Here is a 22,005-nt window from a genome sequence, read left to right as displayed (position 1 = left end):
GATCCCGGAAGGATCCGCATCATGAACGCCACGACGCACAGCTTCACCCCCGGCGAGGTGGTCCTCGAGGTCAACGACCTCTCGGTGGACTTCGGCGTCGACGGGGTCTGGGTGCCCGCGGCCAAGAAGGTCTCGTACAAGGTCGCCACCGGAGAGGTGCTCGCCATCGTCGGCGAGTCCGGCTCCGGCAAGAGCGTGAGCTCGATGGCGCTGCTCGGCCTCCTGCCCAACAACTCTCGAGTGGCGGGAAGCGCGAAGCTGCGCGGCCGCGAGATCGTGGGGCTGCGCCCCAGCCAGCTGCAGCAGGTGCGCGGGCGTCAGGTCGCGATGATCTTCCAGGAGCCGATGACGGCGCTGAACCCGGTTCTCACCGTCGGCTCGCAGATCGTCGAGACGCTGCGCCAGCACTTCCACCTGTCGCCGTCGGAGGCCCGCACCCGCGCTGTCGAGCTGCTCACCCTCGTCGAGCTCCCCGACCCCGAGAAGGCCTTCGCCTCGTACCCCCACCAGCTCTCCGGCGGTCAGCGCCAGCGCGCCATGATCGCCCAGTCGATCTCGTGCGACCCGGTGCTGCTCATCGCGGACGAGCCGACGACGGCTCTCGACGTGACGGTGCAGGCGGAGATCCTCGAGCTCATGCGGTCGCTGCAGGAGCGCCTGGGCACCGCGATCCTGCTCATCACCCACGACATGGGAGTCGTCGCCGACATGGCCGACCGCATGATCGTGATGCGCTCGGGCGACGTCGTCGAGACCGGCACGGTCGCCGAGGTCTTCGCGGCCCCGAAGCATCCGTACACGCAGGCACTCCTCGACGCGGTGCCGCGTCTGGGTGAAGGCTCGAGCGCATCGGAGGCCATCGACATCACGGCAACCCTCGAGGATGTCGACGCCGGCGATATCGACGCGGATGCCGCGGCCGCCGACCCGCTTGTCGAGCGCGCTGTCGTCGTGAAGTTCGAGGATGTCGCGATCGAGTACCCGAAGCGCGGCCGCGTTCCTGCCTTCCGCGCCGCCGACAAGATCTCGCTCGAGATCCGCCAGGGCGAGGTGCTGGGTCTCGTGGGTGAGTCGGGCTCCGGGAAGACCACGATCGGCCGTGCCACGATCGGCCTGCTCCCGGTGCACTCCGGGCGGTTGACTGTCACCGGAGTCGACCTCTCCACGCCCACCCGCGACGCGATCCGCAAGGTGCACCACAACGTGGGCATCGTGTTCCAGGACCCGTCGAGCTCGCTCAATCCGCGAATGACGATCGGCGACTCCATCGCCGAGCCGATCCGACTCTCGCAGGGTCTCAAGGGCAAGGCTCTCGACACACGTGTGTCGCAGCTCCTCGACTCGGTGCGACTGCCGCTGGCCTACTCGTCCCGGTTCCCGCACGAGCTCTCGGGCGGTCAGAAGCAGCGCGTGGGCATCGCGCGCGCCCTCGCGCTCGACCCGAAGCTGCTGGTCGCCGACGAGCCGACCAGTGCGCTGGATGTCTCGGTGCAGGCGACGGTGCTCGAGCTGCTGCGCGAGCTGCAGCGCGAGAAGGGCTTCGCGTGCCTCTTCGTCACGCACGACCTGGCTGTCATCGACGCCCTCGCCGACCGCATCGCGGTGATGCGTCGGGGCGAGATCGTCGAGGTCGGCACCCGTGAGCAGATCCTGCGCTACCCGCAGGAGGCGTACACGCAGCGCCTCCTGGCCGCGGTGCCGGTTCCCGACCCCGAGGTGCAGCACGCGCGTCGGGAGCTTCGTCTCGCAGCCCTCGGCCTCGACAACCCGGACGCGTCCTAAGCGCCTCAGGCGGCGTGGAGCCGCCAGACGGTAGGATGGGGGGCGGTCCGGATCCGGGCCGTCCCCCTCTTCGCAAGGAACCCTTCATGGCGCACGCCCTCCGTCCCGACCTCCGCAACGTGGCCATCGTCGCGCACGTCGACCACGGCAAGACGACGCTCGTGGACGCGATGCTCCGTCAGACCGGATCTTTCGGCGAGCACGCGCACGTCGAAGAGCGCGCGATGGACTCGAACGACCTCGAGCGCGAGAAGGGCATCACCATCCTCGCGAAGAACACCGCGATCACTTACAACGGCATCCACACCGAAGAGCCGGTCACGATCAACGTGATCGACACCCCCGGCCACGCCGACTTCGGCGGTGAGGTCGAGCGCGGACTGTCGATGGTCGACGGCGTGGTGCTGCTGGTCGATGCGAGTGAGGGACCGCTGCCCCAGACGCGCTTCGTGCTGCGCAAGGCCCTCGAGGCGAAGCTTCCGGTCATCCTGCTCGTCAACAAGACCGACCGTCCCGATGCCCGCATCGCCGAGGTGGAGGAGGAGAGTCACGACCTTCTCCTCGGACTCGCGAGCGACCTCGTCGACGATGTGCCCGATCTCGATGTCGACGCACTGCTGGACGTGCCGGTGGTCTACGCGTCGGGTCGTGCGGGTGCGGCATCCCAGAATCGTCCCGCCAACGGCGAGCTTCCCGACAACGACGACCTCGAGCCCCTGTTCGCCGCGATCCTCGAGCACGTGCCGGCGCCGTCGTACGACGACGAGGCGCCGCTGCAGGCGTGGGTCACCAACCTCGACTCGAGCCCGTTCCTCGGCCGTCTCGCGCTGCTGCGCGTGTTCAACGGCACGCTGAAGAAGGGTCAGACGGTCGCCTGGGTCCGTCACGACGGCACGCACTCCAACGCCCGCATCACCGAGCTGCTGAAGACGAAGGCGCTCGAGCGCTTCCCGGCGGAGTCCGCCGGCCCCGGTGACATCGTCGCGATCGCGGGCATCGAGGAGATCACGATCGGAGAGACGATCGCCGATCCCGAAGATGTGCGCCCGCTGCCGGCCATCACGGTCGATGACCCCGCCATCTCGATGACGATCGGCACCAACACCTCGCCCCTCGTCGGCAAGGTGAAGGGCCACAAGCTCACGGCACGCATGGTGAAGGACCGCCTCGACCGCGAGCTCATCGGAAACGTGTCGCTCAAGGTCGTCGACATCGGCCGGCCGGATGCCTGGGAGGTGCAGGGCCGCGGCGAGCTCGCGCTCGCGATCCTCGTGGAGAACATGCGTCGCGAGGGCTTCGAGCTCACGGTGGGCAAGCCTCAGGTGGTCACGCGCAAGATCGACGGCACGGTGCACGAGCCGTTCGAGCACCTCACGATCGACGCGCCGGAGGAGTACCTCGGCGCGATCACGCAGCTTCTCGCGGCCCGCAAGGGACGCATGGAGACGATGACGAACCACGGCACCGGGTGGGTGCGCATGGAGTTCGTCGTGCCGTCCCGCGGCCTGATCGGATTCCGCACCGAGTTCCTGACGACGACCCGCGGCACGGGCATCGCCAACGCGATCTCGCACGGCTACGAGCCGTGGGCGGGTCACATCGTGACGCGTCAGAACGGCTCGATCGTCGCCGACCGTGCGGGCGTCGTCACGCCGTTCGCGATCATCGCGCTGCAGGAGCGCATGAGCTTCTTCGTGCTGCCGCAGGACGAGGTCTACGAGGGCATGGTCATCGGCGAGAACTCGCGCAGCGACGACATGGACGTCAACATCACCAAGGAGAAGAAGCTCACCAACATGCGCTCCTCCACGGCCGACACGTTCGAGTCGATGACGCCGCCGCGCACGCTCTCCCTCGAGGAGAGCCTCGAGTTCGCCCGCGACGACGAATGCGTCGAGGTCACCCCCGAGAAGGTGCGCATCCGCAAGGTCGTGCTGGACGCGACCGAGCGCGGTCGTGCCACCGCACGTCTGAAGCGCCAGGACGCGAACGCGTGAGTCGGTGCGGTCCGCGTCTCAGGATGCGGACCGCAGCACCTTCTCGAGCGCCTTTCCGCGGGCGAGCTCGTCGACGAGCTTGTCGAGGTACCGGATCTTCTGCATAAGGGGGTCCTCGATCGTCTCGACGCGAACGCCGCACACGACTCCGGTGATGAGTTCGACCTCGTCGGGCAGCCGGGCGTCGTCGAAGAACTCGCGGAATGTGGCGCCTCCGGTCAGTCGAGTTGCGAGGGCGTCGTCGTCGAATCCGGTCAACCAGGTCGTGACGGCATCGAGCTCCTCCCGGGTGCGTCCCTTCCGTTCGAGCTTCGCCTGATACAAGGGGTAGACCGACGCGACAGTGGTATCGAAGATCCGGTGCTCCATGTCGGGAAGGGTAGCTGTATGCCCGGCTGCGCGCACCCGCGCCGATAGGCTCGGCGGGTGCCCGACCCCGATGCATCCGCGCTCGAGCATCGGCGCGCATGGCGGCAGGGGCTCGCGGTCGCACTCGCCACGAGCGCGTACGGCGTCTCGTTCGGAGCGCTCGCGACGGCATCGGGACTCGACATCTGGCAGACGTGCGTGCTGAGCCTGCTCATGTTCACCGGAGGGTCGCAGTTCGCGTTCATCGGCGTGATCGCCGCCGGCGGGCTCGCCGCGGCGCCCGCCGCGATCGCTTCTTCCGCACTACTGGGCGTGCGCAACATCGCCTATGGCATGCGCATGGCTCCCGTCATCGGGGGGCCGCTGCGTCGACGTCTCGCTGCGGCGCCGTTCACGATCGACGAGTCGACGGCGGTCGCTCTCGCTCAGGATGCGCCGCGGGCGCGCCGCGTGGGGTTCTGGGTGACGGGAGTGGGCATCTACGTCGGCTGGAACCTGTCGACTCTGCTGGGCGCCCTGTTCGGCGACGTGCTGGGTGATCCGCGTGCCTGGGGGCTGGATGCGGCGGCCGCCGCGGCGTTCCTCGCGCTGTTGTGGCCGCGACTGCGCGGTGCGCAGCCCATCGCCGTGGGGATCGCCGCGGCCGTTGTGGCGGTCGTGCTCACGCCGGCGCTTCTGCCGGGGCTGCCCGTGATCCTCGCCGCGGTCGTCGCCCTCGTCGTCGGCTGGTTCGACATCGGCGGCCGGCGCGCTCGCGGGCGCGGGCCGGGTGCATCCGCGGGGGAGGCCGTGCGATGACCCTCTGGAGCGCCCTGCTGCTGGCCGCCGTGCTGTGCCTCGCCCTCAAGGTCGTGGGCTATCTCGTGCCGCCGTCGCTCCTCGAGGCGCCCCGGCCGTTGCGCATCGCGGACCTTCTCACGGTCGCGTTGCTGGCGGCGCTCGTCGGTGTGCAGACGTTCGCCAGCGGGCAGGCCCTGCACGTGGATGCGCGTCTTCCGGCCGTGCTGGTCGCGGCAGGGCTGTTGGCCCTGCGGGCGCCCTTCCTCGTCGTGGTGGTGGTGGCGGCCGTCGTGGCGGCCGCGCTGCGGGCACTCGGGTGGGCCGCGTAGCATCGAGGCGTGACCCTGCTGCAGCGCCTCGGCGCATACGTGCTCGCCCTTGCGATCGGGCTGTTCTACGGTGCGGCGGGTGCGTTCGCGCATTCGATCGTCGTCGGAGGCTGGCTGCCGCTCGGGCTCATCGTCGCACTCATCGGCTCCACGGCGCTGCTGCTCGCGCTCCGGCTGCTGTCGGGTGACCGGTGGACGGTGCTCGCGGCCGCCCTGGGCATGATGGGGGCGACCTGGGTGCTGGCCCAGACGTCGGCGGGAGGATCGATCATCTTCAGTCAGCTGCATCCCGTGCTGGCGAACGTCTGGATGATCGTGGTGCCGCTCGTGGCCGCCGTCATCGTCGCCTGGCCGGAGCTCTCCCGGGCTCGGCGCGCTCGGCAGCCGGTCACGCACCCCTGACTACACTGGACGGGTGACGTATGTGATCGCCCTCCCGTGCGTCGATGTGAAGGATCGTGCCTGCATCGACGAGTGCCCCGTTGACTGCATCTACGAGGGGGAGCGTTCGCTCTACATCCACCCCGACGAGTGCGTCGACTGCGGCGCGTGCGAGCCCGTCTGCCCGGTGGAGGCGATCTACTACGAAGACGACCTCCCCGAAGAGTGGCAGGACTACTACAAGGCGAACGTCGAGTTCTTCGACGAGATCGGTTCGCCGGGCGGCGCCGCGAAGGTCGGCGTGATCCCGAAGGACCACCCGATCATCGCCGCCCTTCCGCCGCAGGGGCACTGACCGTGGGGGTCGCCGACCTCGCCGACTACCCGTGGGACGCGGTGATCCCGTTCGCCGAGACCGCCCGGCGGCATCCCGATGGCATCGTCGACCTCTCGGTCGGGTCTCCCGTCGACGCGACGCCCGAGGTCGTCGCCCGTGCGCTCGCCGACGCGACCGACGCTCACGGCTATCCGCAGACGATCGGCACGGCGCCGCTGCGCGACGCGATCGTCGACTGGTTTGCGCGACGCCGCGGCGTCCCCGGGCTGGATGTCTCGCAGGTGCTCCCCACGATCGGCTCGAAGGAGCTGGTCGCTCTGCTGCCGCTGCTGCTCGGCCTCCAATCGGGCGACGTCGTCGTCCATCCGCAGGCGGCGTACCCGACGTACGAGGTCGGTGCACGCCTGGTCGGCGCGACCGCCGTGGCGAGCGATGATCCCTCGGAATGGCCTGCGGGCACCCGACTGGTGTGGGTGAACTCGCCCGGCAACCCCGATGGTCGCGTGTGGGATGCGGCCGCCCTTCGCGCGGCCTACCTGCGCGCCCGTGAGCTCGGTGCGCTGCTGGTCGGCGACGAGTGCTACGCGGAGCTCGGCTGGGACGGCCGGTGGGCGAGCGAACCGGTGCCGTCCGTGCTCGATCCGTCGGTGACGGGCGGCGGGTTCGAGGGCGTGCTGTCGGTCTACTCGCTCAGCAAGCAGTCGAATCTCGCGGGCTATCGCGCGGCTTTCCTCGCGGGCGACGCGGACGTGGTCGCCCGCCTCGTGACCGCCCGCAAGCACCTCGGTCTGCTCGTGCCCGCGCCCGTGCAGCGGGCGATGGCGGCGGCCCTCGGCGACGACGCGCACGTGGCCGAGCAGAAGCATCGCTACCGGGTGCGACGCGACATCCTGAAGCCGGCCATCGAGGCCGCGGGGTTCCGCATCGACGGCAGCGAGGCCGGTCTGTACCTCTGGGCGACCGAGGGACGTGACGCGTGGGAGAGCCTCGGGCGCCTCGCGGAGGTCGGGATCCTGGTGGGTCCGGGACACTTCTACGGCCCGCATTTCCCGCAGCATGTGCGGTTCTCGCTCACGGCCACCGACGAGCGGATCGCGGCCGCAGCGAGCCGTCTGCGGGCGTCTTCGTCGTGATCCTCCACACGATCGCCCGGACCTTTGTGCGGTAACGGAGTACCCTCCCCGCCCGGCTAGGCTGTAGTCGGCGTGCATCGAGGACCCGATGCGCATCCTGCCGCTCGGCGGCAACGACCTCGACGATTTCCCTCACGAGGAGGCGCGGTGAGCGACGAAGACACGCAGCAGCTGAAGGCGACCCTCACGGTCGGTGAGCGCACGGCGGAATTCCCCGTGCTGACGGGTACCGACGGCTACCCGAGCATCGACGTGTCGAGTCTGACCCGTCAGACCGGTCACACCGCCCTCGACTACGGCTTCGTCAACACCGCGGCCACCAAGTCCGCGATCACCTACATCGACGGCGATGCGGGCATCCTGCGGTACCGCGGGTACCCGATCGAGCAGCTCGCCCAGCACTCCACGTATCTCGAGGTGGCCTGGCTGCTCATCTACGGCGAGCTGCCGACCGCGGCGGAGCTCGAGGAGTTCGACGGACGCATCCGCCGTCACACCCTCCTCCACGAAGACCTGAAGCGCTTCTTCTCGGCGCTTCCGCACACGGCGCACCCGATGTCCGTGCTGTCGGCGGCGACCGCGGCCCTCTCGACGTACTACGAGAACGAGTCCGACCCGCACAACCCCGAGCACGTCGAGCTGAACACCATCCGCCTGCTCGCCAAGCTCCCCGTGATCGCGGCGTACGCCCACAAGAAGAGCGTCGGCCAGGCGTTCCTCTACCCCGACAACGCCCTCGGGTTCGTCGACAACTTCTTGAAGCTCAACTTCGGCGTGCTGAGCGAGCTGTACGACATCGATCCCGTTGTGACCCGCGCGCTCGAGCGCCTGCTGATCCTGCACGAGGACCACGAGCAGAACGCCTCGACCTCGACGGTGCGGCTCGTCGGCTCGACCGGCGCGAACCAGTTCTCCTCGATCTCGGCCGGCATCAACGCGCTGTACGGCCCACTGCACGGCGGCGCTAACGAGGCCGTGCTGAAGATGCTCGGCCAGATCCGCGACTCCGGCGAGAGCGTCGAGCGCTTCGTCGAGCGGGTCAAGAACAAGGAGGACGGTGTGAAGCTCATGGGCTTCGGGCACCGCGTCTACAAGAACTACGACCCGCGGGCGAAGCTCGTCAAGGAGTCGGCGGACGAGGTGCTGCAGGCGCTCGGCGTCAACGACCCGCTCCTCGACCTCGCGAAGCAGCTCGAGGAGATCGCGCTGAGCGACGACTACTTCAAGGAGCGTCGCCTGTACCCGAACGTCGACTTCTACACCGGCGTCATCTACAAGGCGATGGGTTTCCCGACCCGCATGTTCACCGTGCTGTTCGCGATCGGCCGCCTGCCCGGCTGGCTCGCCCACTGGCGCGAGATGAACACCGACCCGCAGACCAAGATCGGTCGCCCGCAGCAGCTCTACACGGGCTCGCCGGAGCGGTCGTACCCGGGCGTCTGACCGGATGCCGCGTCTCATCGTCCGTCCGCCGTCGAGCCGTCTGGCCGACGGCGAGCTGACCCACCTCGACCGCGTGCCGGTCGATGCCGCGTTGGCCCGTGCGCAGTGGGACGGTTACGTCGAGGCGTTCCGCTCGCGCGGATGGGAGATCCTCGAGGCCGAGGCCGCCGACGATCAGCCCGACGGCGTATTCGTGGAGGATGCGGTCATCGTCTTCGGCGACCTCGCCGTGCTCGCCCGGGCGGGCGCCGTCTCGCGCCGCGGGGAGCGGGACACGATCGCACGGGTGGTGGCGGCATCCGGTCTGGAGACGGTCGAGATCGTCGAACCGGGCACCCTCGACGGGGGCGACGTGCTGAAGGTCGGACGCACGGTCTACGTCGGTGCGTCCTCCCGCACGAACGCCGCCGGTATCGCCCAGCTCGCTGCCCTGCTCGATGCGCGTGGATGGACGGTCGTCACGCGCCCGGTCGAGCGGGTGCTGCACCTGAAATCGGGGGTCACTGCACTTCCCGACGGCACGATCGTCGGCTACGAACCCCTCGTCGACGACCGCGAGGGCTACGCCGCGTTCGCGGCGGTGCCCGAGGAGCACGGCACCGCTGTCGTGGTGCTCGACGAGCGCACCGTGCTCATGTCGGCGGATGCGCCCCGCACCGCCGAGCTCTGGCGCGGGCGCGGACTCGACGTCGTCACGGTGCCGATCAGCGAGTTCGAGAAGCTCGAGGGATGCGTCACCTGTCTGTCGGTGCGGCTGCGCGACTGACGTGCGCGTGGTGATGCGCCTCGAGTGCCGCCGCGTAGTCGGGTACGAGCCCGGTCTCATCGCGCAGCGGGCGCACGTACCCGCCTGATGCGGGGCGAGGGGGCACCTCGACCGGTGACGGATCGATGCGCTCGTACGGGATGCGGGTGAGCAGATGGGTGATCATGTTGATCCGCCCGCGCCGCTTGTCCTCGTTGTCGACCTCGAACCACGGCGCCTCGGCGATGTCGGTGTGCACGAACATGGTGTCCTTCGCGCGGGAGTAGTCCTCCCAGCGGGTGATCGACAGCAGGTCGTTGGGGCTGAGCTTCCACCGCCGCATCGGATCGTTCGCCCGCGAGCGGAAGCGACGCTCCTGCTCGACGTCGGACACGCTGAACCAGTACTTCAGGAGCCGGATGCCGTCGTCGACCAGCATGCGTTCGAAGATCGGAGCCTGCTGCAGGAAGCGGTGGTACTCGGCATCCGTGCAGTAGCCCATCACCCGCTCGACGCCCGCGCGGTTGTACCAGGAGCGGTCCATGAGCACGATCTCGCCCGCGGCGGGGAGGTGGGCGATGTAGCGCTGGAAGTACCACTCGGTGCGCTGCCGCTCGGTGGGCGTCGGGAGAGCGACGATGCGGGTGACGCGAGGGTTGAGATATTCGGCGACGCGTTTGATGGTCGACCCCTTGCCTGCGGCATCCCGGCCCTCGAAGATCACCACGATGCGGGCGCCGGTGTGCTGCACCCACGCCTCGAGGTCGACGAGCTGGGCCTGCAGGCGCGCGAGCTCGGTGCGGTACAGCTTCTTCGGCAGCGATGCGCTCATCCTCGGCCTCCTCGGTGCGGATGAGGCGACCCTACGCCGCGTCGCGACCTCGCCGCGTCGCGACCTCGCCGCGGGAGCGCCCGCCGGGAGAATGCGCCCCTCAGGCGTGCAGGATCGCGTTGAGCGTCACGCCGACGCCGGTGCGCCGCACGGCCTCGACCGCGCCGGTGACGGAGTTGCGCCGGAAGAGCACCCCGTCGCTGCCCGACAGCTGCGCGCCCTTCACGACGGGGCGTGCCCCCGCGGCATCCGCCGGCTCGTCGGCCAGCACGATCTTCGTGCCCGCCGTGACGTAGAGACCCGCCTCGACCACGCAGTCATCGCCGAGTGAGATGCCGATGCCCGAGTTGGCGCCGAGCAGCGTGCGTGCACCGATCGAGACGCGATGCGTGCCGCCGCCCGAGAGGGTTCCCATGATCGACGCGCCGCCGCCGATGTCGCTGCCGTCGCCGACGACGACGCCCTGCGAGATGCGGCCTTCGACCATCGAGCTGCCGAGCGTGCCGGCGTTGAAGTTCACGAAGCCCTCGTGCATCACCGTCGTGCCGGGGGAGAGATAGGCGCCGAGACGCACGCGCGACGCGTCGGCGATGCGCACGCCCGGCGGGGTGACGTAGTCGAGCAGGCGCGGGAACTTGTCGAGGCCCGCGAGCTGGATGCCCGCACGCACGAGGTGCGCCCGGCGCGCCGTGACGGCATCGGGATGCATCGGCCCGGCGTTCGTCCACGCGACGTTGGGGAGGTGGACGAAGATGCCGTCGAGGTTCACCCCGTTCGGCTGCACCAGTCGGTGCGAGAGCGCGTGCAACCGTAGGTAAGCGTCCGCGGTGGAGGCGACGGGGGCGTCGAGGTCGATCTCGACCGACACGACGTCGATGCGCACCCCGCGGCGGTCGTCGGCGCCGGCGAGGGCGTCGAGGTCGCTCAGACCCGTGCCGGTGAGCCGACCCGACGCGGGCGACGGGTACCACGCATCGAGCACCGTGCCGTCATCCGCCGTCGTCTGCAGGCCGTGTCCGGACACCCATCGCTCATCGCTCATGTGCTCCAGGCTATCGGCGCGGCAGGGCCGCGACCGCCGATTAGGCTGGCCTCATGCCGTCCCTCGACCTGACCGCAGATGCGGTCGCCCTCACGCGGGCGATCTGCGACATCCCGAGCGTGTCCGGCGAGGAGACCACCCTCGCCGATGCGATCGCCGAGGCCCTCGCCCCGCTCGCGCACCTCGAGGTCTACCGCGACGGCGACACGATCGTGGCGCGCACGCAGCTCGGTCGCGCGCAGCGTGTGGTGATCGCCGGTCACATCGACACGGTGCCGATCAACGAGAACCTGCCGACCCGTGACATCGACGTCGACGGCGAGCCCTACCTCTGGGGGCGCGGCACCGTGGACATGAAGGCGGGTGTCGCGGTGCAGCTGCGACTCGCCGCCGAACTGGTCGACCCCCGTGTCGACATCACGTGGATGTGGTACGACCACGAGGAGGTCGACGCCGAGCTCAACGGGCTCACGCGTCTCGCCCGCACGCGCCCCGATCTGTTCCAGGGCGACTTCGCGATCCTCGGCGAGCCGTCCAACGGCACGGTCGAGGGCGGCTGCAACGGCAACCTCCGCGCCCTCGTGCGCACGCACGGCGTGCGCGCGCACAGCGCCCGAGCCTGGGTGGGGGAGAATGCGATCCACGCGGCGGCGCCCATTCTCACCCGCCTCGCCGAGTACCGCCCGCGCACCGTGGCGGTCGAGGGACTGGAGTACCGCGAGGGGTTGAACGCGGTGCGCATCCACGGCGGGATCGCCGGCAATGTCATCCCCGACGAGTGCGTCGTCGAGGTCAACTACCGCTTCGCGCCGAGCAAGAGCGTCGCACAGGCAGAGGCGCACGTGCGCGAGGTGTGCGCCGGCTTCGACGTCGAGGTCGTCGACAGCGCCCCGGGCGCCCGGCCCGGGCTCGACGCCCCTCTCGCTCAGGAGTTCCTCGCCGCCGTCGGGGCCGACCCTCGCCCCAAGTACGGATGGACGGATGTCGCCCGCTTCTCGGCGCTCGGCGTGCCCGCCGTCAACTACGGTCCGGGCGACCCGAGCCTCGCCCATCACGACCAGGAGCGCGTCCCCCTTGGGCAGATCCACGACGTCGAGCGCGGACTGCGGGCATGGCTGAGCGTCTGATCGACCACCCGCGGGTTGTCGCTGCGCGCACCACCTGGCGGGGGCTCCCGCCGTTCGTGCGGATCGCCGTCATCTACCTGCTCGCGCGTGTCGTCACGACCCTTCTCATGGTCGCCGCCGCGGCCGCGTCGACGGCGTCGTCGCGCTTCGGTGCGCACGCGACGATCGGCGATCTCGCCGTGGGGTGGGATGCCGCGTGGTACTGGTTCACAGCCCTCAACGGCTACCCGGTGCACCTGCCGACGAACACCGCCGGCCTCGTGACCGAGAACTCGTGGGCGTTCATGCCGCTCTACGCCTACCTCGCACAGGGCCTCGGCACGGCGCTCGGCGGCTGGGGTGCGGGGGCCGTCGCGATCTCGCTGATCTCCGGCTACCTCGCCTCGATCGTGCTCTTCACGATCACGCGGATGCGCCTCGACGAGACCTCCTCGATGTGGGCGGTCGCCTTCTTCGCATCGGGGCCGCTCGCCGCTCTGTTCCAGGTCGGCTATGCCGAGTCTCTGTTCCTCCTCTGGCTGTTCCTCGCCCTCTGGGCGGTGCTGCGCCGACGATACGGATGGGTGTATCCGCTCATCATCCTCATGGCCGCAACCCGACCGGGAGTGCTGGCCTTCGCCCTGTTCCTCGGCCTGCATGGCATCGTGCGGCTGGTGCACCGCAGGACCGAGCCGCTGCGGGGACGTGACGTCGCCCACATCCTCTCCCTCGGAGCGCTGGGCGTGGTCGCCGGCTTCGCGTGGCAGTTCATCGCCGGGTGGGTCACGGGAAACCCGAACGCGTACCTTCTCACCGAGCTCTCCTGGCGCCGCAACTGGATCGCGGACGCGAGCCCGCACTTCGCGCCGTTCGACGGATTCGCCGTCGCCGTGCCGTTCTGGTCGACCCAATGGGGGTGGCCGGCCGCCGTCGGCTTCGTCGTGCTGGCCCTGGCTCTCGTCGGCATCGCGACGCTGTTGCTGTTCGAGCCGCACGTGCGGCGAATGGGGGTGGAGCTGCGGCTGTGGACGGCGAGCTACCTCCTCTACCTTCTGGCCGTGTTCTTCCCGCAGTCGAGCATCTTCCGCCTGCTCGTCCCCGTCGCCCCGCTCGCGGCGGGTGCGCTCGCGGTGGCGCGCGCGTGGTGGTGGCGCGTCGGTGTCCTCCTCGTCTGCATCGCGCTGCAGTGGCTCTGGATCTACAACGTCTACGGACTCGCGAACACGTTCTGGCGCATCCCCTGACCGTGTGGCATCCACAACCGCACGGCCCGCGGTGCGGGGCCCGGCGACCCGGAGCGATAGACTGGATCGTCAGCCACCAGGAAGGGGAGCACGATGGCAGCCATGAAGCCGAGAACCGGTGACGGTCCGATGGAGGCCGTGAAGGAGGGCCGGCTCATCATCGTCCGCGTGCCGCTCGAAGGCGGTGGACGCCTGGTCGTCTCCGTGAACGACGCCGAGGCCAAGGAGCTCTACGACGTCCTCGGTGGCGTCGTGAACGCCGCCTGAGACGACGCATCCGTCATCGAGAACGGTCGGTCTGTGCAGACCGGCCGTTCTCTGCGTCCGGGGTCAGTCCGCCGACGGAACGGTGGTCAGCTGCAGCAGTCCGTCGCCGACGATCGACACTGCGGCGATGACCGCGGGTGAGGCCTGGGTCTCCTGGATGAGCGAGCGGTAGGCGGTGGTGATCGCGTCGCGGCGCACCGGGTCGGAGACGGCGCCACCGGCGAGCACGCGCGCGACTAGGACGGTGCCGCCGGGACGCACGAGCCGCAACCCGTGCTCCACATAGTCGAGCACGTTCTCGGGGTCGGCGTCGATCAGCACGATGTCGTACGAGGCCTCGTTCATGCGCGGAAGCACATCGACCGCGCGACCCGTGATGAACCGTGAGCGCGCGGGGGCGATGCCCGCGTCCGCGAACGCGCGGCGGGCGGCCGCGAGGTGCTCGTGCTCGGTGTCGATGGTCGTGAGGATGGCGCGGGGCGCACCGTGCAGCAGCCAGAGCCCGGACACTCCGGCTCCGGTGCCGATCTCGACGATGTTCAGCGCGGCGGACGCGGCGGCAAGGAGGGCGATCTGCGCGCCGAGCGCGGGGTCGACCGGCTCCGCGCCCAGCTCCAACGCATGCGCACGCGCTTTGGCGATGGCCTCCGGCTCGATCGTCGATTCGGCGATGAACCGCGCGTCAGCGTTGTGATCCCTCATGCTCACTCCCTCTTCGTCAGCCTAGGGCTCGTCCTCAGCTTCCCCATGCAGGCGCGGCGCTAACCTGAATCCATGTTCCTGGGCCTGACCTTCGAGAAGCTGGTGCTCATCGGCGTTCTCGCGGCGGTCGTGCTCGGACCCGAGCGACTGCCCCGTGCGGCTGAGTGGCTCGCGAAGGCCACCAAGCGGGCTCGCGCCTACGCCCAGGGTGCCCGCGAGCGCATGCGCGACGAGATGGGCGACGATTTCGACGAGGTCGACTGGCGAAAGCTCGACCCGCGGCAGTACGACCCCCGCCGCATCATTCGTGAGGCGCTGCTCGACGACGCCCCCGCGGCGCCGGCGGTGCGGGCCGCGGCCCCGGCCGCGATCGCGGTCGCCTCCCTCGACCTCGCCGACGGCGAGATCCCGCCCTACGACTCCGAGGCGACCTGAGTCGAGACCCCCACGCGCAGGGACCGTCCGGCGAGACCGCGCGGGCGCCGGGCGAGGGTGTCCGCGAGGCGAAGGATCTCCGCCGCCGCCGGGTCGGCCGGGGCGCTGAGGGTCACCGGTGACCCGGTGTCGCCGCCGGTACGCAGCGCGGGACTCAGCGGCACCGACGCGACGAGCGGCACCTCATCTCCGTCTCCCTGTGAGAGCGCGGATGCCGCGGCCTGCCCGCCGCCCGAGCCGAACAGGTCGAGCACGGTGCCGTCGGGAAGTCGCAGCGGGGCCATGTTCTCGATGACGCCGATGACCCGCTGCCCGGTCTGACGCGCGACCAGGCCGCTGCGCACGGCGACCTCTGCCGCCGCCGCCTGCGGGGTGGTCACGACCAGCACCTCGGCGTGGGGGAGCAGCTGCCCGAGCGAGATGGCGACGTCGCCGGTGCCCGGCGGCATGTCGATGAGCAGCACGTCGAGGTCGCCGAACCACACGTCGGTGAGGAACTGCTGCAGTGTGCGATGCAGCATGGGGCCGCGCCACGCGACCGGGCTGCGCTCCTCGCCCTCGCGCAAGAACATGCCGATCGAGATCGTCTTCACTCCGTGGGCCACGGGCGGCACGATGAGGTCGTCGATGCGGGTGGGGTGCGGCATCCGCCCCTCGGCGTCCACGAGTCCGAGGATGCCGGGGATCGAGAAGCCGTGCACGTCGGCGTCGACGAGGCCGACCGTGAGGCCCCGGGCGGCGAGGGCGACCGCGAGGTTCGCGGTGACCGTCGACTTGCCGACACCGCCTTTGCCGCTCGTGACCGCGATCACCCGGGTGAGCGAGTCCGCGGTGAACGGGATGCCCCGGGGGCGCCCCGCGCGCAGGCGCTCGGTGAGAGCTGCGCGCTGCGCCGGCGTCATGACGCCCAGCTCGACCCGCACCGGCCGGTCGGCCACCGCGGCGGCGGCCGCCGCCACCTCCCGTTCGATGCGATCCGACGCCGGGCAGCCCACGATCGTGAGCGACACGGCGACGACGATCTCGCCGTCGGCCGCGCGCACGTCGGCGATCATGTCGAGCTCCGACAGCGGACGCCGCAGCTCCGGGTCGACGACCGCCCCGACCGCGCTGCGCACCCGGCCGGTCAGATCCGCCGGGTCACTGCTGCTCACGGGCCGCCTTGCGCTCGGCCTGCTCGCGGCGTTCGGCGCGCTGACGCTTGCGCTCGCGCTCCTCGGTGGCCGCGGCATCCTCACCCGTCGCCCGCGCGTCGAGGTCTTCGAGCAGGGCGCGCAGCTCGTCGCGCAGCGAGTCGCGCGTGAGCACATCGCGGCTGAGGTCGGTGAGCGCCAGACGCAGTGCGACGATCTCGCGGGCGAGGTACTCGGTGTCGGCGAGGTTGCGCTCGGCGCGCTGACGGTCCTGCTCGATCTGCACCCGGTCCCGGTCGTCCTGACGGTTCTGGGCGAGAAGGATGAGGGGCGCCGCGTACGAGGCCTGCAGCGACAGGATCAGGGTCAGGAGGGTGAAGTTCGTGACCGCGGGGTCGAACTGCGCCTCGCGCGGCAGGAAGATGTTCCACGCCAGCCACAGCACGACCACGACCGACATCCCGATGAGAAAGCCCGACGTGCCCATCGCGCGGGCGAAGGACTTCGAGAACCGGCCGAACGTGTCGTTGGACGGACGCGACGAGCGCCCGAGCACGGAGTTGCGTCCGCGGGGCGCGTCGAACGCCCCGTCACCGCCGCGGCGCGCCATCACCGCGTCCTCGGGGTGGTCGTGGAGCCCGCGCTGTCGGCGGAGCGCCAGTCACGGGGGAGCAGGTAGTCGAGCACGTCGTCGATGCTCACCGCGCCGAGCAGCCTCCGGGCCGGGTCGACCACGGGCAGCGACACGAGGTTGTAGGTCGCCAGCAGGCGCGCGACCTCGCCCGCGGTCGCGGTGACCGGCAGCGGGTCGACGGTGTCGTCGATGATCGCACCCAGCCGCTCATGCGGCGGGTAGCGCAGCATCCGCTGGAAATGCACCGTGCCGAGAAGGCGCCCGGTCGGGGTCTCGTAGGGGGGAAGCGTGATGTAGACCGCGGCGGCGAGCGCGGGGTGCAGCTCGTGACGGCGGATGAGGGCGAGCGCCTCGGCGATGGTCGAGTCGGCCGAGAGCACGATGGGCTCCGACGTCATCAGACCGCCGGCCGTGTCGGGCCCGTACTGCAGCAGCGTGCGCACGTCCTCCGCCTCGTCGGGCTCCATGAGGTCGAGCAGCTCCTCGCGCTGGTCCTCGGGGAGCTGGGCGAGCACATCGGCCGCGTCGTCGGGCTCCATGGCGTCGAGGATGTCGGCGGCGCGCTCGTCGCCGAGGGCTTCGAGGATGTGCACCTGCTCGTCCTCGGGCATCTCCTCCAGGGCGTCGGCGAGACGGTCGTCGGGAAGCTCCTCCGCCACCTCGAGCAGGCGATCCTCGGGGAGGTCGAGGAGCGTGTTGGCGAGGTCGGCGGGCTTGAGGTCGGAGAAACTCGCCACGAGGTGCTCGGCGGTGTGCTCGTGGCCGGGCGTGCTGCTCTCGCGCACGTCGCTCCAGTCGGCGAACGCCGTCGGACCCTTCGCGAACGGCGACGCGCTGGTCTTCGGGCGGCGCAGGAACAGCTGGCCGATCTCCCACTCGCCGAGGCGCGTGCGCTCGATGGCGACATCCTCGACGACCGCGGTGCCGGACCCGTCGACGAAGTGCATGGTCTTCCCCAGCAGCTCGGCCATGACGCGCACCTCACCGGCGCGCGGCTGGAAGCGACGCACGTTGATGAGCCCGGTCGTGATGACCTGTCCGCTCGCGATCGAGGTCACCCGTCCGATCGAGACGAACACATGTCGGCGCCCGGGGATCTCGACCACCAGACCGATGACGGCGGGGGAGTCGTCGGCTCGGTACATGACGACCACGTCGCGCACCTTGCCCAGCCGGTCGCCGGCGGGATCGAAGACGCTGCAGCCGGCCAGCCGAGCCACGAAGACGCGCTGAGTGCTCACCCGACCAGCGTAGTCGCGCGCGAGGTGACGTCCTCGGCGGAACACAGGAACCCGCGTGGGATGATGGGGCCATGAGCATGATGTCGGGTCCGGCGCCGGAGGGCGAGGTCGTCGCCTCCTTCCCCGCCTACGAAGGGGCGCAGAAGGCGGTCTCGGCGCTCATCGCCGCCGACATCCCCGCACGCGACATCATGATCGTCGGACACGACGTGCGGTCGGTCGAGCGGGTCACCGGGCGGCTCGGCTGGGCCGCAGCCGCCCGCAGCGGTGCAGTGAACGGTCTGCTGCTCGGCATGCTGTTCTCGTTCATCTTCGTCTTCGGCACCGCCAACGTCCCGATCCAGACGTTCGTCGGGGTCATGATCGTCGGCATCGCGTTCGGCATGCTGCTGAGCCTGCTCATGTTCGCGGTGGTGCGCCGCCGCCGCGACTTCGCATCGGTCATGCAGATGGTCGCCGAGCGCTACGACGTGACCGTCGCCCCCACGAGCATCCACCGCGCCCGCGAGGTCGTGGGCCACCGGGCGCCGCATCCGCACCCACCCGTTGCGGAGCGCTCGCCGATCGACGACGAACCTCCCCGGTACGGCGAGCGGATCACGCCGCCCGCATCCCGTCCCGACGACGAGACGCCCGCGTCCTAGCCGCGGCCGCGCCCGTCAGGATGCCGCGACCCGCGCCATCCACGCCTCGACGTCGTCGGCCGAACGCGGCACGTCGGCCGACAGGTTGACCGGCCCCGACTCGGTCATCAGCACGTCGTCCTCGATGCGCACCCCGATGCCGCGCAGCTCTTCGGGCACGGTCAGATCGTCGATCTGGAAGTAGAGGCCGGGCTCGATCGTGAACACCATGCCCGGCTCCAGAATGCCGTCGTAGTAGAGCTCCCGCCGGGCCTGCGCGCAGTCGTGCACGTCGATGCCGAGGTGATGGCTCGTGCCGTGCACCATGTAGCGGCGGTGCTGGCCGCCCGCGTCGGCGTGCAGCGCTTCCTCGGCGGTGACGGGCAGCAGTCCCCATTCGGCGACGCGCTCGGCGATGACCCGCATCGCGGCCTCGTGGATGCTGCGGAACGTGACGCCCGGACGCGCCGCCGCGAACGCCGCATCCGCGGCCTCCCGCACCGTCTCGTACACGCGGCGCTGCACCGGGGAGAAGGTTCCGGACACCGGCAGAGTGCGGGTCACGTCGGCGGTGTAGAGACTGTCGACCTCGACGCCCGCGTCGACGAGGATGAGGTCGCCCGGCACGACGGCCCCGTCGTTGCGAGTCCAGTGGAGGTAGCAGGCGTGCGGGCCGGATGCGGCGATCGTGTCGTATCCGACGCCGTTGCCGTCGAGCCGGGACCGCTGGTGGAACGCCCCCTCGACCACGCGCTCGCCGCGGTCCGCAGCGACGGCGCGGGGGAGCGCGCGGATGATGTCGTCGAAGCCGCGGGCGGTCGCCTCGACCGCCAGACGCAGCTGGCCGATCTCGTACTCGTCCTTGATCAGGCGGAGTTCGGAGACGACCCGCGTGAGGTCGTCGTCCTCATCGAGCACCAGGTCGTCGTCCGAGGCGACGAAGTCCTCGATCCCCGCCGTCGCGATCTCGAGGTCGGCGGCGACGGCGACGAGCGAGGGCCGCGGCCCCACCCAGAACTCGCCGATCTGGGCATTGCCGTAGAACTCGGGCGTCGTGCGATCCGCGCGCTCGCGGAAGTAGACCGTGGCCGTGTGCCCGCCGTCGACGGGGTCGAGCACGAGAACGGCGCCGGGCTCGGTGTCAGCACCCCACCCGGTCAGGTGGGAGAACGCAGAGTGCGCGCGGAACGGGTAGTCGGTGTCGTTGCTGCGCACCTGGAAGTCACCGGCGGGAAGCACCAGCCGGCGCCCGGGGAACGATGCCGAGACTGCGGCACGCCGCGCAGCCGCGTAGGGCGCCTGAGGTCGCGCCGGAGGCAGCGACTCGGGGCGCTCGGCCCAGCCGGAGCCGATGGAGGAGAGGAAACCCCGGGGGAAGGGCTGCTTGCGGTTGGTGGTCGCGGGAGCCGCGGCATCCGTCGTCGTCTGGTCGTCGCTCGAAGCCATGCCTCCAGTCTCGCACCGCAGCACGGCACTGTCAGCCGGAGGTGCGCTCGAGCTGCACGATCAGAGGCCGGTGGTCGCTGCCGGACCCGTCGAGCGCCGTCAGCACCACCGACCCGGTCGCCCGCCACGCCGACGTCGCCATGACGTGGTCGATCGGTGCGCCGAGCAGCGCCGGCACCGACGTCGGCCAGGTGCCGACGGCGCCGTTGCCGGTGACGGATGCCGCGTCGTGGCATCGTCCGAGGGTGCCGCCGTCGGTGCCGAGTCGAGCCATGTGCTCGACGGTCGCGTTGAAGTCGCCCGCCATGATGACGTTCGCGCTCGCGCACTGATCGGCCAGCCACTGCAGATCGTGGCGCCAGTCCGCCATCGCGCTCTGCCGCGGCGCGACAGCGTGGGCGGCGACGATGATCGGGCCGTCGCCCGACACGGGCATCGCCACCGCACTCGGCACGGTGGACGTGTTGCTCGTGCCGTTCTGCGACGACGCGATCACGGAGTACTCGCCGAGCGAGGGACTGATGAGAAGCGTCGTGGAGTCGGCGGCCCAGCCGTCCACGCCGTACTCGGTGTGGAACGCCCACATCGGATGGCCGAGCTCGCGCATCTGCACGGCGACCTTCTCACCCACCTCGATCGTCGTCTCGGGGAGCGTGACGATGTCGGCCGACATCGCGACGGCGGTGCGGGCGATGTCGTCGGGCGGGGTGGCCTCGCCGGCGGTGTTCCACGTCATGACGCGCACACTGTTCGCGTCCTTCTCGGGCAGGGTCGTCGAACCCATCCCGCGGGACGTGAGCGTCACCCCGCCGATCGCCGCGCCGGCGAGCAGCACGAGCGTCATCGCGAACGCGAAAGCCCGCACCCGACGCACGACTGCGAGCAGGAGGAACAGCACGGCGATGCCGGCCAGAGCGAGCACGACGGGCGCTCGGAACGAGATGATCTGCGCCACCGGGAACAGCCCGTCGATGCGGAAGAATCCCGGCCAGGTGAGGGCTGCGACCGCGATCGCGGTCACGAGAGTCACGAGGATCCCCGTCAGGCGCAGCATCCTTCCACCGTAGGTCGGCAGTCTGGGAGAAGCCGGGAGGGAGCCTCTGCGGTGTGTCAGCCGGTACGCTCGCAGACATGGCGGCGCACGGCGGATTCGAGGGTCCGAGCGACCTCCACCTCCACTCGGTGCACTCCGACGGCACCCAGTCGCCGCAGGACGTCGTGCGCGCCGCGCACCGGCACGGCCTGCGCACGATCGCCCTCACCGACCACGACACGACCTCCGGGTGGGTCGAGGCTGCGGAGGCGACCACCGCCCTCGGTATGACCTTCCTCCCGGGCATGGAGCTCTCCGCCCGGCACGAGTGGCGCAGCATCCATCTGCTCGCCTACCTCATCGATCCCGACGACGCCGATCTGCGGGCCGAGACCGAGCGCATCCGCCTCGACCGCCTCAGCCGGGCCGAGCGCATCGTCGCCGCCATCGGCCGCGACTACCCCCTGACGTGGGAGGACGTCGTCGCCCAGACCACCGACGGGGCGACCGTCGGGCGTCCCCACATCGCCGACGCGCTCGTCGCCCGCGGCGTCGTCGCCGACCGCTCGCAGGCGTTCGAGGGCATTCTGCACCCGCGCGAGGGGTACTACCTGCCCCACGACGCGCCCGATCCGTTCACCGCTGTCGACCTCGTGGTGGGCGCGGGCGGGGTGCCGATCATCGCGCATCCCGTGCCCTCCGGTCGCGGGCGCATGATCCCGGTGCCCGCGATCGAGCAGCTGATCGCCCGCGGGCTCGCGGGATTCGAGATCGACCACCGCGAGAACACGGCCGCGGGCAAGGCCGTGCTGCGAGAGATCGCCGCCCGACACGACCTCATCGTGACGGGATCGAGCGACTACCACGGTGCGGGAAAGCCGAACGTGCCGGGCGAGAACACCACGAGCGACGAGATGGTCGCCCGCATCATCGAGCGCGGTACCGGCACGGTGCCCGTCTACGCCTGAGCG

24 protein-coding genes are annotated in these 22,005 nt (G+C 70.4%); 15 read left to right on the top strand and 9 right to left on the bottom strand.

Annotation, left to right across the window (positions count from 1 at the left end):
• Positions 1–21: 21 nt before the first annotated feature.
• Both BGO15_RS12210 and typA read left to right on the top strand, forming a co-directional pair.
• Positions 22–1,782, top strand: a complete 1,761-nt coding sequence (locus BGO15_RS12210) for an ABC transporter ATP-binding protein (protein WP_056207264.1) — start codon at positions 22–24, stop codon at positions 1,780–1,782.
• Positions 1,783–1,868: 86 nt separating this feature from the next.
• Positions 1,869–3,779 carry a translational GTPase TypA gene (typA, locus tag BGO15_RS12205; RefSeq protein WP_045246959.1) on the top strand — a complete coding sequence of 637 codons (1,911 nt, stop codon included), beginning with the start codon at positions 1,869–1,871 and terminating at the stop codon, positions 3,777–3,779.
• Positions 3,780–3,797: 18 nt separating this feature from the next.
• Here the strand turns inward: typA and BGO15_RS12200 are convergent, their stop codons facing one another.
• Entirely contained in the window at positions 3,798–4,148 is a 351-nt protein-coding gene (locus BGO15_RS12200) for a DUF2200 domain-containing protein (protein WP_045246960.1), read from the bottom strand.
• A gap of 57 nt (positions 4,149–4,205) precedes the next feature.
• Here BGO15_RS12200 and BGO15_RS12195 point away from each other — a divergent pair, with 57 nt between their 5' ends.
• From BGO15_RS12195 to ddaH, 7 genes are all read left to right on the top strand, one after another.
• The gene (locus BGO15_RS12195; protein ID WP_056207262.1) at positions 4,206–4,946 is read left to right on the top strand and encodes an AzlC family ABC transporter permease; all 741 of its coding nucleotides are present in this window, start codon (positions 4,206–4,208) and stop codon (positions 4,944–4,946) included.
• Positions 4,943–5,257, top strand: coding sequence for an AzlD domain-containing protein (locus BGO15_RS12190; protein ID WP_056207260.1), 315 nt, complete (start codon positions 4,943–4,945; stop codon positions 5,255–5,257). The genes BGO15_RS12195 and BGO15_RS12190 overlap by 4 nt, the downstream gene beginning before the upstream one ends.
• 9 nt (positions 5,258–5,266) lie before the next feature.
• The gene (locus BGO15_RS12185) at positions 5,267–5,659 is read left to right on the top strand and encodes a DUF6113 family protein (protein ID WP_200930856.1); all 393 of its coding nucleotides are present in this window, start codon (positions 5,267–5,269) and stop codon (positions 5,657–5,659) included.
• A 13-nt stretch (positions 5,660–5,672) separates the two neighbouring features.
• On the top strand, positions 5,673–5,993 hold the full coding sequence (fdxA, locus tag BGO15_RS12180; RefSeq protein ID WP_056207258.1) for a ferredoxin: 321 nt from the start codon (positions 5,673–5,675) through the stop codon (positions 5,991–5,993).
• A gap of 2 nt (positions 5,994–5,995) precedes the next feature.
• Positions 5,996–7,108: a succinyldiaminopimelate transaminase gene (dapC, locus tag BGO15_RS12175; protein ID WP_056207256.1), complete on the top strand. Its 1,113-nt coding sequence runs from the start codon at positions 5,996–5,998 to the stop codon at positions 7,106–7,108.
• A gap of 147 nt (positions 7,109–7,255) precedes the next feature.
• Positions 7,256–8,551, top strand: a complete 1,296-nt coding sequence (locus BGO15_RS12170; protein ID WP_048809218.1) for a citrate synthase — start codon at positions 7,256–7,258, stop codon at positions 8,549–8,551.
• 4 nt (positions 8,552–8,555) lie between these two features.
• Complete coding sequence (gene ddaH, locus BGO15_RS12165) at positions 8,556–9,317, top strand: dimethylargininase (RefSeq protein WP_045246965.1); 762 nt, start codon at positions 8,556–8,558, stop codon at positions 9,315–9,317.
• Here ddaH and ppk2 read toward each other — a convergent pair.
• The gene (gene ppk2 / locus BGO15_RS12160) at positions 9,286–10,128 is read right to left on the bottom strand and encodes a polyphosphate kinase 2 (protein WP_048809219.1); all 843 of its coding nucleotides are present in this window, start codon (positions 10,126–10,128) and stop codon (positions 9,286–9,288) included. The two genes, ddaH and ppk2, sit on opposite strands and share 32 nt — an antisense overlap.
• A gap of 100 nt (positions 10,129–10,228) precedes the next feature.
• The gene (gene dapD, locus BGO15_RS12155) at positions 10,229–11,170 is read right to left on the bottom strand and encodes a 2,3,4,5-tetrahydropyridine-2,6-dicarboxylate N-succinyltransferase (protein WP_056207254.1); all 942 of its coding nucleotides are present in this window, start codon (positions 11,168–11,170) and stop codon (positions 10,229–10,231) included.
• Between the two features lie 53 nt (positions 11,171–11,223).
• Between dapD and dapE the strand changes: the two genes are divergently transcribed.
• From dapE to BGO15_RS12140, 3 genes are all read left to right on the top strand, one after another.
• Entirely contained in the window at positions 11,224–12,297 is a 1,074-nt protein-coding gene (dapE, locus tag BGO15_RS12150) for a succinyl-diaminopimelate desuccinylase (protein ID WP_056207253.1), read from the top strand.
• Entirely contained in the window at positions 12,282–13,520 is a 1,239-nt protein-coding gene (locus BGO15_RS12145) for a putative hexosyltransferase (protein ID WP_056207251.1), read from the top strand. The genes dapE and BGO15_RS12145 overlap by 16 nt, the downstream gene beginning before the upstream one ends.
• A gap of 93 nt (positions 13,521–13,613) precedes the next feature.
• Entirely contained in the window at positions 13,614–13,787 is a 174-nt protein-coding gene (locus BGO15_RS12140; protein WP_019179788.1) for a DUF3117 domain-containing protein, read from the top strand.
• A gap of 63 nt (positions 13,788–13,850) precedes the next feature.
• Here the strand turns inward: BGO15_RS12140 and BGO15_RS12135 are convergent, their stop codons facing one another.
• Positions 13,851–14,489: an O-methyltransferase gene (locus tag BGO15_RS12135; protein ID WP_056207314.1), complete on the bottom strand. Its 639-nt coding sequence runs from the start codon at positions 14,487–14,489 to the stop codon at positions 13,851–13,853.
• 72 nt (positions 14,490–14,561) lie between these two features.
• On the opposite strand from BGO15_RS12135, the gene BGO15_RS12130 reads away from it, so the two are divergent.
• Complete coding sequence (locus tag BGO15_RS12130; RefSeq protein WP_056519939.1) at positions 14,562–14,924, top strand: twin-arginine translocase TatA/TatE family subunit; 363 nt, start codon at positions 14,562–14,564, stop codon at positions 14,922–14,924.
• Here BGO15_RS12130 and BGO15_RS12125 read toward each other — a convergent pair.
• The 3 genes from BGO15_RS12125 to BGO15_RS12115 are packed head-to-tail and all read right to left on the bottom strand — an operon-like array spanning position 14,903 to position 17,932.
• Positions 14,903–16,078 (bottom strand): Mrp/NBP35 family ATP-binding protein, encoded by a 1,176-nt coding sequence (locus tag BGO15_RS12125; protein ID WP_056207249.1) that lies wholly within the window; start codon positions 16,076–16,078, stop codon positions 14,903–14,905. The genes BGO15_RS12130 and BGO15_RS12125 overlap by 22 nt on opposite strands.
• The gene (locus BGO15_RS12120; protein ID WP_082483056.1) at positions 16,065–16,667 is read right to left on the bottom strand and encodes a DUF1003 domain-containing protein; all 603 of its coding nucleotides are present in this window, start codon (positions 16,665–16,667) and stop codon (positions 16,065–16,067) included. Before BGO15_RS12120 ends, BGO15_RS12125 begins: the two co-directional genes overlap by 14 nt.
• Positions 16,667–17,932, bottom strand: coding sequence for a magnesium transporter MgtE N-terminal domain-containing protein (locus BGO15_RS12115; RefSeq protein WP_056207247.1), 1,266 nt, complete (start codon positions 17,930–17,932; stop codon positions 16,667–16,669). Before BGO15_RS12115 ends, BGO15_RS12120 begins: the two co-directional genes overlap by 1 nt.
• A gap of 71 nt (positions 17,933–18,003) precedes the next feature.
• Here BGO15_RS12115 and BGO15_RS12110 point away from each other — a divergent pair, with 71 nt between their 5' ends.
• Positions 18,004–18,576, top strand: coding sequence for a YflT domain-containing protein (locus tag BGO15_RS12110; RefSeq protein WP_045246971.1), 573 nt, complete (start codon positions 18,004–18,006; stop codon positions 18,574–18,576).
• A gap of 15 nt (positions 18,577–18,591) precedes the next feature.
• Here BGO15_RS12110 and BGO15_RS12105 read toward each other — a convergent pair whose 3' ends face one another.
• Together BGO15_RS12105 and BGO15_RS12100 are read right to left on the bottom strand one after the other, a co-directional pair.
• Entirely contained in the window at positions 18,592–20,001 is a 1,410-nt protein-coding gene (locus tag BGO15_RS12105; protein ID WP_045246972.1) for an aminopeptidase P family protein, read from the bottom strand.
• A 31-nt stretch (positions 20,002–20,032) separates the two neighbouring features.
• Positions 20,033–21,055, bottom strand: a complete 1,023-nt coding sequence (locus BGO15_RS12100) for an endonuclease/exonuclease/phosphatase family protein (protein ID WP_056207245.1) — start codon at positions 21,053–21,055, stop codon at positions 20,033–20,035.
• Positions 21,056–21,132: 77 nt separating this feature from the next.
• On the opposite strand from BGO15_RS12100, the gene BGO15_RS12095 reads away from it, so the two are divergent.
• On the top strand, positions 21,133–22,002 hold the full coding sequence (locus BGO15_RS12095) for a PHP domain-containing protein (RefSeq protein ID WP_045246974.1): 870 nt from the start codon (positions 21,133–21,135) through the stop codon (positions 22,000–22,002).
• Positions 22,003–22,005: the final 3 nt, after the last annotated feature.

Source organism: Microbacterium sp. 71-23 (genome assembly GCF_001897265.1).
In the GTDB taxonomy this organism is placed as follows: Bacteria; Actinomycetota; Actinomycetes; order Actinomycetales; family Microbacteriaceae; genus Microbacterium; species Microbacterium ginsengisoli.
The sequence above is the reverse complement of the archived record's forward strand: the minus strand, read 5'-3'. Positions and strand labels throughout refer to the sequence as shown.

Bases quoted from the DNA above. Each gene is read 5' to 3' on its own strand.
- BGO15_RS12200 (WP_045246960.1), bottom strand. From the start codon at position 4,148: ATGGAGCACCGGATCTTCGATACCACTGTCGCGTCGGTCTACCCCTTG.
- BGO15_RS12100 (WP_056207245.1), bottom strand. From the start codon at position 21,055: ATGCTGCGCCTGACGGGGATCCTCGTGACTCTCGTGACCGCGATCGCG.
- BGO15_RS12110 (WP_045246971.1), top strand. From the start codon at position 18,004: ATGAGCATGATGTCGGGTCCGGCGCCGGAGGGCGAGGTCGTCGCCTCC.
- typA (WP_045246959.1), top strand. From the start codon at position 1,869: ATGGCGCACGCCCTCCGTCCCGACCTCCGCAACGTGGCCATCGTCGCG.
- BGO15_RS12145 (WP_056207251.1), top strand. From the start codon at position 12,282: ATGGCTGAGCGTCTGATCGACCACCCGCGGGTTGTCGCTGCGCGCACC.
- BGO15_RS12135 (WP_056207314.1), bottom strand. From the start codon at position 14,489: ATGAGGGATCACAACGCTGACGCGCGGTTCATCGCCGAATCGACGATC.
- BGO15_RS12190 (WP_056207260.1), top strand. From the start codon at position 4,943: ATGACCCTCTGGAGCGCCCTGCTGCTGGCCGCCGTGCTGTGCCTCGCC.
- BGO15_RS12130 (WP_056519939.1), top strand. From the start codon at position 14,562: ATGTTCCTGGGCCTGACCTTCGAGAAGCTGGTGCTCATCGGCGTTCTC.
- dapD (WP_056207254.1), bottom strand. From the start codon at position 11,170: ATGAGCGATGAGCGATGGGTGTCCGGACACGGCCTGCAGACGACGGCG.
- BGO15_RS12210 (WP_056207264.1), top strand. From the start codon at position 22: ATGAACGCCACGACGCACAGCTTCACCCCCGGCGAGGTGGTCCTCGAG.
- ppk2 (WP_048809219.1), bottom strand. From the start codon at position 10,128: ATGAGCGCATCGCTGCCGAAGAAGCTGTACCGCACCGAGCTCGCGCGC.
- dapE (WP_056207253.1), top strand. From the start codon at position 11,224: ATGCCGTCCCTCGACCTGACCGCAGATGCGGTCGCCCTCACGCGGGCG.
- BGO15_RS12140 (WP_019179788.1), top strand. From the start codon at position 13,614: ATGGCAGCCATGAAGCCGAGAACCGGTGACGGTCCGATGGAGGCCGTG.
- ddaH (WP_045246965.1), top strand. From the start codon at position 8,556: ATGCCGCGTCTCATCGTCCGTCCGCCGTCGAGCCGTCTGGCCGACGGC.
- BGO15_RS12120 (WP_082483056.1), bottom strand. From the start codon at position 16,667: ATGGCGCGCCGCGGCGGTGACGGGGCGTTCGACGCGCCCCGCGGACGC.
- BGO15_RS12105 (WP_045246972.1), bottom strand. From the start codon at position 20,001: ATGGCTTCGAGCGACGACCAGACGACGACGGATGCCGCGGCTCCCGCG.
- BGO15_RS12095 (WP_045246974.1), top strand. From the start codon at position 21,133: ATGGCGGCGCACGGCGGATTCGAGGGTCCGAGCGACCTCCACCTCCAC.